This window comes from Bordetella petrii, from assembly GCF_017356245.1.
In the GTDB taxonomy this organism is placed as follows: domain Bacteria; phylum Pseudomonadota; class Gammaproteobacteria; order Burkholderiales; family Burkholderiaceae_B; genus Bordetella_A; species Bordetella_A petrii_D.
Genome location: NZ_JAFMZZ010000001.1, coordinates 2501222 through 2513854 on the forward strand (window position 1 = coordinate 2501222; position 12633 = coordinate 2513854).

Consider the following 12633-nt stretch of genomic DNA (forward strand, 5'->3'; position numbering starts at 1 on the left):
CCTTTTTTCGTGCCGAATTTGGTTTCCGGACAACCCATCAATGCCGATGCCGGCGGGCGCAGCGACCACTTACTTGCAAGCCCGAACACAACCGCGCCAGGCAGCCTACAGCGCGGTTTTGCGGCGATCGTCCGGCATCGCGGGCTCTTCTGCGCGGCCGCCGCGGCTAGCGCGGCGCCACGGCGGCCAGCAGATCGGCCGGCAGCGGCAGGGGTTCGCCATACAGGCAGGCGCCGACCAGATCACCCGCCAGGGCCGACCAACTGAGCCCGCGCGAGGCATAGCCGGCAGCCAGCCACACGCCGGGGGCATGGCCCAGCGGCCCCACGGCCGGCAGGCGGCCGGGCAGCACGGCGCGCCAGCCGGCCCATCCCGGCAATTGCCCGGGCACCAGCGCGGCCCAGGCGGGGGGCAGCCCGCCCAGCAGCCCGGCCGCCTTGTCCAGGGTAGTTTGCTGCCCCGCCGCGCTGACCTGCGCGGCGCTGGCGCCGTGCTCGTAGGTGCTGCCCGCCACGCACCAGCCGTCCACCGCAGGCAGCAGATAGCCCTCGCCGCCGACAATGCAGCGCGGGCCGCCGCCCAGCCCCGCGGCCGGCAGCAGGCTGACCTCTCCCGCCAGCGCGTGCATTTGCGCCACGCGCGGCAGGGGCTCAAGCAGCCCGCTGCCGCGCAGCAGCGCCTGGGCGCCGAATGCATTGGCAAGCACCACGGTGGCGCCCTGCCCCAGCAGTTGCCCGCCGCCATCCAGCACCTGCCAGCCGTGTCCGGCATGGCGCAGCGCGACCGCGCGGCCCTCGACCCGGCGCACGCCGGGCGTGGCCAGCAGGGCGGGAATCAGCCTGGCGGGCCGCACCAGCAGGCCGTCGGCAAAGAACACGCCGCCGCGCGCCACCGGCACGCCTGCCTGCGCCGTCGCCTCGTCGCGGTCGACGGCGCGCACCCAGTCGGCCGGAAACTGCAATTGCCGCAAGGTTTCTTCCATGGCCGCGCTGCGCCCGGCATCGCGCTCGAGCTGCAGGGTGCCGCAGCGCCAGGGCGCGGCGTCGGGCGCAAGCGCGGCCCAGCGCGCCAGCGCCCGCTGGCTGCCGGCGCGCGACAGGCGCGCGCGCGCATTGTCGTCGCGCGCAATCACCGGCGTCAGCGCCGCGGCCACATGGCCCGCATGGGCCGAGGCCGGCCCGGCGGCGTCGATCACGCACACCGGCCGTCCGCGCAGCGCCAGCGCCTGGGCGATGCCGGCGCCGGCCAGCCCGCCGCCCACCACCACGACTTCATCTTGCCCCGCCCCATCAGCGCCGCGCGCCAGGGCCCACGCATCGCCAGGCGCCTGTGCCGGCCCGGGCGCGCGCACCCCTGCCGTCATGTGCCATTTGCCGCCATAGCCGGGCTGCCTGCGCACCTGGAAGCCCGCGTCGCGCAATGCCTGCCGCACCGGCCCGGCGCTGGCCCAGGTGGCCAGCGTGGCATCGGGTGCGGCCAGCCGCGCCAGGTCGCGCATCAGCGCCGGCTGCCAGAGATCGGGATTGCGGTCGGGGGCGAAGCCGTCCAGGAAGTAAGCATCGACGCTGGCGCGCAGCTGCGGCGCCAGCGTCGACGCCGCGCCGAATGCCAGGGTCAGCGTCAGCGTGCCGCCTTCGAATTCCAGCCGGTGCAGGCCGGGCAGGCAGGCCGGCCATTGATCGGCCAGTTGTTCGGCCAGCCCGCGCAGCACGTCGGGCGCCAATTGCCGCAGCCAGCCGCGCAGCGCATCGCGGGTGAACGGATGCGCCTCGATCGACAGCATGTGCAGCCGGCGCGGCCGCGCCGGGTCCGTACGCCAGGCATGCCACAGCGCCAGGAAATTCAGCCCCAGCCCGAAACCCGTCTCGCACACGGTGAAGGCCTGCCGCCCGCGCCAGCGCTGCGGCAGGCCGTTGCCGCGCAGGAACACATGCTCGGCCTGCCCCAGCGCGCCGGACGGGCTGTGATAGACATCGCCATACGCGGCGCTGCTGAAACGCCCGTCGGCATCGAGGCCGGCGGCGGGAGGAAGCAGGGGCGAATAAGAAGGCATGTATGCAAAGAAAAGTCCGGGCGGCCGGCGCCGCGCGCGCCAGCATACCCAAAGCGACAAGCCTGTGACGTTGGTTGAAAGCCACGCTGGCCGTCTTGATTTACGGCCAACCGACAGACTGGCCGCCACAAAGGCTTACACTGAGTTTCATGCCGACGACAGAACCCACCACGACCCAGGCTGCACCGCTGGACCTGGCTGCCGCCATCGACACCGCTGTATCGGCGGCCCACACCGGCGCCGCCATCCTGCAATCGTACGCGCACCATCGCTCCGATCTCGTGATCGACCACAAGGCCCGCAACGACCTGGTTTCACAGGCCGACCGCGAAGCCGAGGCGGCCATCATCGAATCGCTGCGGGCCCGCACGCCCGAATTCGGCATTGTGGCCGAAGAAACCGGCGGCGCCGAACAGGGGCCGGCCACCTGGTACATCGACCCGCTCGACGGCACCACCAATTTCCTGCACGGCATTCCCCACTATGCCGTGTCGATCGCCCTGGTCGCGCATGCGGGCACGCGCGTGCCGGGCAGCGGCCCGCTGGCCGAAGACACGCCGGTAATCGGCGTGATTTACGACCCCAGCCGCGAAGAACTCTTCACCGCCGTGCACGGCATCGGTTCGTGGCTCAATGGCCGGCGCATCGCCTGCTCGCGCACGCAATCGCTGAACGACGCGGTGCTGGCCACAGGCTTTCCGTTCCGCGATTTTTCGTTCGCCAGCCAGTACATGCCCATGCTGCAAGACGCCATCTGCACGGCCCGCGGCGTGCGCCGCATGGGCGCGGCGGCGCTCGACCTGGCCTGGACGGCCTGCGGACGCTACGACGGCTACTGGGAAATGGGCCTGGCGCCCTGGGACGTGGCCGCCGGCACGCTGATCCTGCGCGAAGCGGGCGGCGTATGCCACGACATGCACCAGCAAGACCCCTGGCCCGTGGGCGGGCGCGTGGTGGCCGGCAACCCGGCCATCGTCGACGCGCTGCACGAACTGGTGGCGCCGCACCTGCGGGCCCCCTGAGCCCGGCGGCGCCCAGCCCGCCGCTACTGCCCGGGGCGCAATTCGCGGCGTAGTATCTTGCCCACATTGCTCTTGGGCAGTTCGCCGCGAAACTCGACCGCATGCGGGCGCTTGTAGCCCGTAAGCTTTTCCTTGCACCAGTCGATCACCTGCGCTTCGGTCAGGGATGGGTCTTTCCTGACCACGAAAGCCTTCACGGCCTCGCCGGAGTGGTCGTCGGGCACGCCTACCACCGCGCACTCGAGCACGCCGGGGTGGGCCGCGATGACGGCCTCGACCTCGTTGGGATAGACCTTGAAGCCCGACACCGCGATCATGTCTTTCTTGCGGTCGACAATGCGGGTATAGCCTTTTTCATCCATGATGCCGATGTCGCCGGTGCGAAAGAAGCCGTCGCTGGTCATGCTGCGGCGGGTTTCTTCGGGCTTCTGCCAGTAGCCCAGCATGACCTGCGGGCCGCGGATGCAGACTTCGCCGCGCTCGCCCAGCGGCACGGGCTTGCCGTCGTCATCCAGAATGGCCACGTCGGTGGACGGCAGCGGCAGCCCGATGGACCCGGAATACTCGCGCGCATCGGTGGGGTTTACGGTGGCCACGGGCGAGGTTTCCGACAACCCGTAGCCTTCGATGAGCGGACGTCCGGTGATCTGCAGCCAGCGTTCGGCCACCTGGCGCTGCACCGCCATGCCGCCGCCCAGGGTCAGGCGCAGGCCGGAGAAATCGAGCCTGGCGAAGTCGGCGTTGTGCGCCAGCGCGTTGAACAGGGTATTGACGCCCGGAAAGATGTTCACGCCCGCCTTGCGCCACGCGTCGATCAGGGCGGGCTGGTCGCGCGGATTGATGATGAGCAGGTTGCGCATACCCGCATAAATGCCGAACAGGCCGCATACGGTCATGGCGAACACGTGGTACAGCGGCAGCGCGCTGATGATGGTGAGCTGGCCGTGTTCCAGGTCGCGCAGCGCCGGGCGCGCCACGGCCTGCAGCTGCAGCACGTTGGCCACCAGGTTGCCGTGCGACAGCATCGCGCCCTTGGGCACGCCGGTGGTGCCGCCCGTGTACTGCAGCACGGCCACATCGTCCAGGCTCAGCGCGGGCGGCGTGAACGGCGCGGCCGCCCCGCGCGCCAGCACCTGCGGCAGGCGCAGCGCGCCGTCGATGCGCCAGGCGGGAATCATGCGCTTGATATAGCGCGCGGCCAGGTTCACCAGCGGCGCCTTCAGGCCGCCCAGCAGGTCGCCCGGGCCGGTAACCACCACGTGCCGCAGCGCGCCGCGGTCGCCGACCTCTTGCAGCGTGCGGGCGAAGTTTTCCAGAATGACGATGACTTCGGCGCCGCTGTCGAGCATTTGCCGCTGCAATTCGTCTGTTTTGTACAGCGGGTTGACGTTGACCACCACGTGGCCCGCGCGCAGCGTGCCCAGCATGCACACCAGGTAGGCGGGCACGTTGGGCATCATCAGGGCCACCCGGGCGCCCTTTTGCAGCCCCAGGCCCTGCAGCCAGCCCGCGAAGGCCCGCGCGTGGGCGTCGAGCTGGGCGTAGGTGAGGTCGGTGCCCATGGCGGTGCACGCCACGCGGCCGGCATGGCGCAGGCAGGCCTGGTCGAGCAGTTCGGCCAGCGAAGTATGGGGTTCGATGGAGATCTCGGCGGGAACGCCGTCGGGATAGTGCGCGAGCCAGGGACGTGACATGGTGGGCCTCCGTGCATGTTATCGGTGATTTTGCTTGATAATACCTGTGTTGCCTTTGGCCCAATTCAACGAGACCCCGATGAATCTGCTCGAACCCATCGTTGCCTGGCACCGCGATATCGCCGGCATCCGGCGCGACATCCACGCCCACCCCGAACTGGCCTTCGAAGAATTCCGCACCGCCGACCTGGTCGCCGCGCGCCTGCAGGAATGGGGCATCGAAATCGACCGCGGCCTGGGCGGCACCGGCGTGGTCGGCATCATCCGCGGCAACACCGCCAGCCCGCGCGCCGTGGGCCTGCGCGCCGACATGGACGCGCTGCCCATGCAAGAGGCCAACACCTTCGAACACGCCAGCCGGATCCAGGGCAAGATGCACGCCTGCGGGCACGACGGCCACACCGCCATGCTGCTGGCGGCCGCGCGCTACCTGGCGCAGCACCGCGATTTCGCCGGCACCGTATATGTCATTTTCCAGCCGGCCGAAGAAGGCGGCGGCGGCGCCAAGCGCATGATCGACGACGGCCTGTTCACGCGCTTTCCCATGGAAGCCGTGTTCGGCATGCACAACTGGCCCGGCCTGGCCGTGGGCCAGTTCGGCCTGACCGCCGGCCCCATCATGGCCTCGAGCAACGAATTCATCATCACCATCCAGGGCAAGGGCACGCACGCCGGCATGCCGCACCTGGGCATCGATCCGGTCATGACGGCCGTGCAGTTGGCGCAGTCGCTGCAAACCATCATTACGCGCAACCGCAACCCGCTCGACGCCGCCGTGCTCAGCATTACGCAAATCCACACCGGCAGCGCCGACAACGTCGTGCCCAACCAGGCGGTCATGCGCGGCACGGTGCGCACCTTCACGCTCGAAACCCTCGACCTGATCGAGCGGCGCATGGAAGAAATCGCGCGCCACACCTGCGCCGCGCTCGACTGCGACGTCGAATTCGATTTCCGCCGCAACTACCCGCCCACCATCAACCACGCCCGCGAAGCCGCATTCTGCGCCGAGGTCATGCGCGGCATCGTCGGCGCCGACAACGTCGACGAGCACGTGCAACCCACCATGGGCGCCGAAGACTTCGCCTTCATGCTGCAGGAAATGCCGGGCTGCTATGTGTGGATCGGCAACGGCGAAGGCGGGCATCGCGACGCCGGGCACGGCATGGGCCCCTGCATGCTGCACAACGGCAGCTACGATTTCAACGACGAACTGCTGCCGTTGGGCGGCACCTATTGGGTCGAACTGGCGCGCCAGTGGCTGGCGCGGCCGGCCCCCGGGCAAGCCTAGGCAGCTGGCCCGGCGTCAATCGCCGGCCGCGGCGCGCAGCGCCAGGCAAGCCTCCAGGAAGCGCCCGGCCGCGCGCGCGGACGCATGGGCGTGCGGCACCAGGATGCTGAGCGTGCGGGTCAACGGCCGCGGCAGCATGCGTATCACCGCCAGCGTGCCGTCTTCGTGGCGCATCGACATCAGCGACACGAAGCCGATGCCCAGCCCGGCGCGCACCGCCTGCTTCACGCCCTCCACGCCCGCCAGTTCCAGCCCCACCGAAGGCGCCAGCCCGGCGCTGTCGAAGGCGCGCTCCACCAATTGCCGCACGCCCGAACCGGGCTCGCGCATCACCAGCGGCTCGCCCGCCAGGTCGCGCATGCGCGCCGCACCCTTGCCCGCCAGAGGGTGGTCGGCGCGCGCGATGGCCACCACCTCGTCCTGGCGCCAGCCGTGCACGGCGGTATCGGCCGGCAGGCCCGCGGGCACCTCGCCTTCGATGAAGGCCAGGTCCAGCACCGGCAGCCGCTCGACAATCTGGCGCGTATTGCCATCCGACAGGTGCAGGCTGACCGACGGAAAGCGCCGGCGGAAGTCGGCCACCAGCGAAGGCAGCAGGTAGCTGGCCGGCGTGGTGCTGGCCCCCAGGCGCAGCGTGCCGGTTTCCAGCCCGCGCCAGGCTTCGCGCGCGGCGTGGGCCTGGTTGTACACCTGCCGCAGCTGGCGCGCCTGCTCGGCCAGGCGCTCGCCGGCGGCGGTCAGCGCCACGCCGTGGCCGCTGCGGCGGTACAGCGGTTCGCCGAACCAGTCTTGCAGCAGGCGCAGCTGCCCCGATACGGCCGGCTGCGACAGATGCAGCAGGCCGGCCGCCCGGCTGATATTGCCGGTGTCGGCCACGTAGGCGAAGGTCAACAGCTGGTCGGGTGTCATGGGCGGCGGCTCGATATCTGGGTTTCTTATATTTAATATCGAATTTAAAAATTTCCCAAATAGTAGTGGCGGATTTAATATTGCCCGAAGTTATTTAGATATACCGCAACCCCAATGTCGACTTCTACCGCCCTGCCCCTGGCCACTCCCTGGCGCGACAAGCTCAATGGCGTGCTGTTCGTGGCGCTGATGACTGTCGCCGTCATGCAACTGAGCGACCTGCCGGCCATCCGCCAGCTGGGATTCTCGCCCCTGGTGGTGGGCATCGTGTGCGGCATGTTGTACGGCAATTTCCTGCGCGGTACCATGCCGGCCGACTGGGCGGCGGGCGTCAATTTCACGGCGCGGCGGCTGCTGCGCATTGCCGTGGCGTTCTATGGCCTGAACATCAGCATCCAGCAGATCGCCGCCGTGGGCCTGCCGGGGCTGGCCGTATCGGTGGCGGTGGTGGTGGGCACGCTGTTGCTGGGCACCGTGGTGGGCCAGCGCCTGCTGGGCCTGGACCGCGACACCGCCATGCTCACGGCGGCCGGCAGCGCCATCTGCGGCGCCGCGGCCGTCCTGGCCTTCGAGCCCACCCTGCGCGCCGCCCCCCATAAAAGCGCGGTGGCCGTGGCCACCGTGGTGCTGTTCGGCACCCTGTCGATGTTCCTGTACCCGGTGCTGTACCACGCGGGCTGGCTGTCGCTGGATACCCAGGCCCTGGGCATTTATATCGGCGGCACGGTGCACGAGGTCGCCCAGGTGGTGGGCGCGGCCAGCAACATCGACCCGGCCACCACCGAAGTCGCCACCATCGTCAAAATGACGCGCGTCGCCCTGCTGGTGCCCGTGCTGCTGGTGCTGGGCCTGTGGCTGCGCAGCGCCGCCGCGCGCGCCGAACCGGGCCACGCCAAGGCGCGCCTGCCCATCCCGTGGTTCGCGGTCGGCTTCCTGGTGCTGGCCATTGTCAATTCGCTGGCCATCCTGCCGCCCGATGTGGTTACCGCCACCCGCCGGCTGGACGTCTTCGCCCTGACCATGGCCATGACCGCGCTGGGCATCGAGACCCGCTTCAGCCAGATCCGCAAGGCCGGCCCGCGCGTGCTGGCGCTGGGCCTCATCCTGTACGCCTGGCTGCTGTTCGGCGGCTACGGCATCGTGAAACTGGCAACGTAGCATACAGTTGCGGCAATCGCCGCATGCGGCGGCGTTTTCCTGCATAATCGGCCCGTCTTCATCCTGGACAGGAGCGGGCCCATGCCTACCACCGACCACTCTTCCACGGCATTGCCCAAGGGCCACGACCCGGTACTGCGCGTCATGCCCATGCCGGCCGACGCCAATATCCATGGCGACGTCTTCGGCGGCTGGATCATGTCTCAGGTCGATATCGCCGGCTCGGTCCCGGCGGCGCGCCGGGCGGCCGGGCGGGTCGCCACGGTGGCAGTCAATGCCTTCCAGTTCAAGCAGCCGGTGTTCGTGGGCGACCTGCTCAGCTTTTACGCAACTATCACAAAGACGGGCACGACTTCGGTTACCGTATCGGTCGAGGTCTATGCCGAACGCCATCGCCTGGATGCAGAAGTCGTCAAGGTCACCGAAGCCACCCTGACCTACGTTGCCACCGACGAGGCCCGGCGCAGCCGCCCCCTGCCCACCCTTTAAGCATCCTTCAGCCCGTATGACGCAGCAGCCTGCCGCCGCGACCAAGCCTGCGGCGACGCCCCGCCGGCTAGACCCCGAAGACGCCCAGCACGCGCTGGCCGAGGTCCAGGAACGGCTGCGCCGCCAGCAGCTGGTCGAAGACCTGGTGCACCGCCAGGAACAGGGCGACAGCAAAGCCACGCTGGTCGAAGACCTGGTGCATCGCCAGCACGAGGCCGAGCTCAAGGCGCTGGTCGATGCCCTGCACCCGGCCGACATCGCGTTCATTCTCGAATCGCTGCCCAAAGACGAGCGCCAGGACGTCTGGCGCCTGGTCAGCCCCGAGCATGACGCCGACGTGCTGCTCGAGGTCGAAGACTGGGTGCGCGAATCGCTCATCGAAGCGATGGACCGCCAGGACCTGGTCGCCGCCACCGGCAGCATGGATGCCGACGAGCTGGCCGACCTGGCGCCCGACCTGCCGCCCGACGTGGTGGCCGAAGTCCAGAAAGGCCTGACCGAAGAAGAGCGCGCGCAGCTGCTCGAAGCCATGGGCTACCCCGAAGACAGCGTGGGCGCCATCATGGACTTCGAAATGGTGCGCGTGCGCGAAGACGTCACGCTCGAGGTGGTGCTGCGGTACCTGCGGCGCCTGCACGAACTGCCCGACCATACCGACCAGGTATTCGTGGTCGACCGGCAAGACAAGCTGCAGGGCGTCCTGCCGCTGTCGAAGCTGCTGGTCAGCGAGCCCGAAACCGAAGTGCGCGCCGTCATGAGCACCGACTTCCTGACGCTCAATCCGCTCGATTCCGACGCCGATGCCGCCGGCGCGTTCGAGCGCTACGACCTGGTCTCGGCCCCCGTCATGGACGACCAGGGCCGGCTGATCGGCCGCGTCACCATCGCCGACGTGGTGGACGTCATGCGCGAAGACTCGCAAGAGCAGGCGCTGTCGCGCGCCGGCCTGCAAGAAGAAGACATCTTCGCGCCCGTGGTCATGGCGCTGCGCAACCGCGCGCCGTGGCTGCTGTTCAATCTTTGCACCGCGGCCACGGCGTCGTTCGTGGCCTCGCGCTTCGAAGACACCGTCAGCCACATCGTGATCCTGGCGTTCCTGATGTCCATCGTGGCCGGCATCGGCGGCAACTCGGGCAACCAGACCATGACCATGATCATCCGCGCGCTGGCCATGGGCCGCATCACGGGCCGCAACCTGTGGCAGCTGGTCAAGCGCGAAATGCTGGTCACCCTGCTGGTGGGCCTGTGCGGCAGCGTGGTGGCGGCCCTGTTCGCGTGGGGCATATCCAATTCGCTGTCGATCGCGGTGGTGATGATGGCCGCCATGATCTGCAACATGCTGGTGGGCGCGTCGGTCGGCGTGCTGGTACCCATGGTGCGGGCCCGCTTCGGCAAAGACCCGGCAATCGGCTCGTCGGTGCTGCTGACGTTCGCCACCGACTCGCTGGGCTTTTTCATTTTCCTGGGCCTGGCCACCGTGTTCCTGCTGTAGCGCGGCGGGCCGCGCGCTTCAGCGCTGGCCCGGTTCCAGCGGCAGTTCAGTGGTGCTCTTGATCACTTCCATCGAAAAGCTGGCGCTGACGTCCAGCAGGTCCACGGCTTCGATCAGGCGCCGGTAGAAGCGATCGTAGGCCGGCATGTCCTCGACCACGACCTTCAGCAGGTAGTCCAGGTCGCCCGCCATGCGGTGGAATTCGACCACGTTGGGCAGGGCCATGACCGCGCCGATCAGGTTCTGCGTCCATTTCACGTTGTGCTGGCTGGTCTTGATGGTAACGAACACCGTCAGGCCCAGCCCCACCGCCTTGGGGTCGAGCAGCACCGCGGTGCGCTCGATGACACCGTCTTCTTTCAGCTTCTGGATGCGGCGCCAGCATGGCGTGACCGACAGGTTGACCTGTTCGGCGATCTCGGCCACCGGGCGCGTCGCGTCTTTCTGCAGCAGGCTCAGTATCTTGAGGTCTGTCTGGTCCATGGCATTTTCCTGGTGGCGTCCGGACGGGTCGTGCAAGCCTGTACGCAGGCCCTAGGCAAAGCGCTCTGCGGTCAGGCCGTCCATATCGACTTCCGGCGCGCGGCCGGCGACGATATCGGCCACAATCTTGCCCGTTCCGCAGGCTTGCGTCCAGCCATTGGACCCATGCCCGCAATCCAGGTACAGATTGTCGTAGCGGGTCTTGCCCAGGATGGCCGGGCCGTCGGGGGTCATGGGCCGCAGCCCGGCCCATGCCTGCGCGTGGTCCAGGTCGATGCCCTGGGGAAACCATTCGCGCGCCACGCCTTTCAGGAACGCCACGCGCCCCGGATCCAGCGCCGTTCCGTAGCCCTTGAGCTCGGCCATGCCGGCCGCCCGCACCCGGTCGCCCAGGCGCGAGATCATCACTTTGTTGTATTCGTCCATCAGCGCCGCGCGCGGCGCGCGCGCCGGATCTTCAATGCGCGCCGTGATGGAATAGCCCTTAAGGGGATAGACCGGCAGCGCCAGGCCCAGCGGCCGCAGCAGGAACGGCGCCTGCGGGCCCAGGGCCACGACGTAGGCATCGGCGCTCAGCAGGTCCTGGCGGCCCTCGATCCGCACGCCCTGGATGCGGCCGCCCGCGTGCGCCAGGGCGGCGATCTGCATGCCATAGTGAAACGACACGCCCTGGCCGGCCAGGTACGCCGCCAGCCCGGTGGCAAACTTGTGGCTGTCGCCCGAGCCGTCCAGCGGCAGGTACAGCGCGCCGGCGATCGGCGCCCGCGAGGCGGCCAGGGCAGGCTCCAGGCGGCGCGCGCCGGCAGCGTCCAGCAACTGCCAGGGCACCTCGTATTCGTCCAGGGCCTGCGTAATGCCCTGCACGGCCTTCAGGTCGCGCTCGCTGCGAAACACCTGCAGCGTGCCGTCCTGGTGATAATCGAACTCCACGGGCAGGCCGGCGCCCGCCAAGGCCCGCAGACAGGCATCGCTGTAGTGCGCCACCCGCTGCATGCGCAGCTTGTTGGCGCGGAAGCGCTCGGCATTGCAGTTGCCCAGCCAGCGGGCCAGCCAGGCCAGCTTGCGCGGGCTGGGCGAAAGCGAAAAACGGATCGGCGCCTGGCGCTGCAGCGCCATCTTGAGCACCTTGCCGATCATGCCGGGCGCGGCCCAGGGGCCGGCGAAACTGGGGCACAGGCCGCCGGCATTGCCGAAACTGGTTTCAAGCGCCGGCCCCGGCCGGCGTTCCAGCACGACGACCTCATGGCCGTCGCGCCACAGATAATAGGCCGCGGCGACGCCGGCCACCCCCGCCCCCAGCACTGCGATTTTCATGCCCGCTCCTGTGCCTGCCGCTCTTGCCCCGGCAAAGTGCGCGCATTATGCCCCGCGCACCCGGCCCTGCATAGCGCCCTGCGCGATACGCAAAATTTTTCCAAACCCCGGGCTGGCGCGGCGCCATTTGGCAAAACGATTCCCGCCCCGGCGCTTAGCATGGAAAGTATTGCCGACCCGATACCGAATGCCCGCCATGCATGCCAGCCGCCGCACCCAGACCTGCCTCGATTCCCTGTGCGCCACCGTGCGCGCGGCCCAGCGCAACGCCGAACGGCAGCTGCTGGACGAGCTGGCCGGCAGCCAGGCGCATACCGAAGGCATGCTGGCCCACCTGCCCATGCCGCTGCGCGAAGGGCGGGCCGACACGTATCTGCGCCACATCGCCTACAGCGACCCTCACGGCAGTTTCACGATTTTCTATCTGGTGTGGCGGCCGGGCCAGGCTACGCCGGTGCACGGCCACAAAACCTGGTGCACCTACCGCGTGCTGCAGGGCGAGCTGCAGGAAACCCACTATCAATGGGACGAGCAGGCCGGGCTGGCCCGCCCGGTGGGCGGCATGGTGCGCCGTCCGGGCGCGGCGGTCACGGCGACGCCGGGCCTGGAACAGATCCATCGCCTGTGCAATGCCGGTGACGGCATCGCGATCTCGCTGCATATTTATGGGGTTGCGCAGGCCGATGCGCAAACGGGCGTAAACCAGCTGGTGCAGGCCGCCTAGCGAG

At 69.0% G+C, this 12633-nt stretch carries 11 protein-coding genes; 6 read left to right on the forward strand and 5 right to left on the reverse strand.

The window, feature by feature from the left end:
- Window positions 1–166: 166 nt before the first annotated feature.
- Entirely contained in the window at window positions 167–2053 is a 1887-nt protein-coding gene (gene mnmC, locus J2P76_RS12090; protein ID WP_207407720.1) for an FAD-dependent 5-carboxymethylaminomethyl-2-thiouridine(34) oxidoreductase MnmC, read from the reverse strand.
- A gap of 149 nt (window positions 2054–2202) precedes the next feature.
- Here mnmC and J2P76_RS12095 point away from each other — a divergent pair, with 149 nt between their 5' ends.
- Window positions 2203–3075, forward strand: a complete 873-nt coding sequence (locus J2P76_RS12095; RefSeq protein WP_207407722.1) for an inositol monophosphatase family protein — start codon at window positions 2203–2205, stop codon at window positions 3073–3075.
- 23 nt (window positions 3076–3098) lie between these two features.
- Here the strand turns inward: J2P76_RS12095 and J2P76_RS12100 are convergent, their stop codons facing one another.
- Window positions 3099–4769 carry an AMP-binding protein gene (locus J2P76_RS12100; protein ID WP_207407724.1) on the reverse strand — a complete coding sequence of 557 codons (1671 nt, stop codon included), beginning with the start codon at window positions 4767–4769 and terminating at the stop codon, window positions 3099–3101.
- Between the two features lie 79 nt (window positions 4770–4848).
- Here J2P76_RS12100 and J2P76_RS12105 point away from each other — a divergent pair, with 79 nt between their 5' ends.
- Window positions 4849–6060 (forward strand): M20 aminoacylase family protein, encoded by a 1212-nt coding sequence (locus J2P76_RS12105; RefSeq protein ID WP_207407726.1) that lies wholly within the window; start codon window positions 4849–4851, stop codon window positions 6058–6060.
- Between the two features lie 15 nt (window positions 6061–6075).
- Here J2P76_RS12105 and J2P76_RS12110 read toward each other — a convergent pair whose 3' ends face one another.
- Complete coding sequence (locus J2P76_RS12110; RefSeq protein ID WP_207407728.1) at window positions 6076–6969, reverse strand: LysR family transcriptional regulator; 894 nt, start codon at window positions 6967–6969, stop codon at window positions 6076–6078.
- A 114-nt stretch (window positions 6970–7083) separates the two neighbouring features.
- Between J2P76_RS12110 and J2P76_RS12115 the strand changes: the two genes are divergently transcribed.
- From J2P76_RS12115 to mgtE, 3 genes are all read left to right on the forward strand, one after another.
- Window positions 7084–8127, forward strand: coding sequence for a YeiH family protein (locus tag J2P76_RS12115; protein ID WP_207407730.1), 1044 nt, complete (start codon window positions 7084–7086; stop codon window positions 8125–8127).
- 81 nt (window positions 8128–8208) lie between these two features.
- Complete coding sequence (locus J2P76_RS12120) at window positions 8209–8616, forward strand: acyl-CoA thioesterase (RefSeq protein WP_207407731.1); 408 nt, start codon at window positions 8209–8211, stop codon at window positions 8614–8616.
- A 16-nt stretch (window positions 8617–8632) separates the two neighbouring features.
- Window positions 8633–10108: a magnesium transporter gene (mgtE, locus tag J2P76_RS12125; RefSeq protein WP_207407733.1), complete on the forward strand. Its 1476-nt coding sequence runs from the start codon at window positions 8633–8635 to the stop codon at window positions 10106–10108.
- Window positions 10109–10126: 18 nt separating this feature from the next.
- On the opposite strand, the gene J2P76_RS12130 is transcribed toward mgtE, so the two are convergent.
- On the reverse strand, window positions 10127–10591 hold the full coding sequence (locus J2P76_RS12130) for an Lrp/AsnC family transcriptional regulator (RefSeq protein ID WP_207407735.1): 465 nt from the start codon (window positions 10589–10591) through the stop codon (window positions 10127–10129).
- Between the two features lie 51 nt (window positions 10592–10642).
- Window positions 10643–11905 carry a D-amino acid dehydrogenase gene (locus J2P76_RS12135; RefSeq protein ID WP_207407737.1) on the reverse strand — a complete coding sequence of 421 codons (1263 nt, stop codon included), beginning with the start codon at window positions 11903–11905 and terminating at the stop codon, window positions 10643–10645.
- A 187-nt stretch (window positions 11906–12092) separates the two neighbouring features.
- Here J2P76_RS12135 and J2P76_RS12140 point away from each other — a divergent pair, with 187 nt between their 5' ends.
- Window positions 12093–12629, forward strand: a complete 537-nt coding sequence (locus J2P76_RS12140) for a cysteine dioxygenase (protein WP_431603393.1) — start codon at window positions 12093–12095, stop codon at window positions 12627–12629.
- The last annotated feature ends 4 nt before the right edge of the window (window positions 12630–12633 follow it).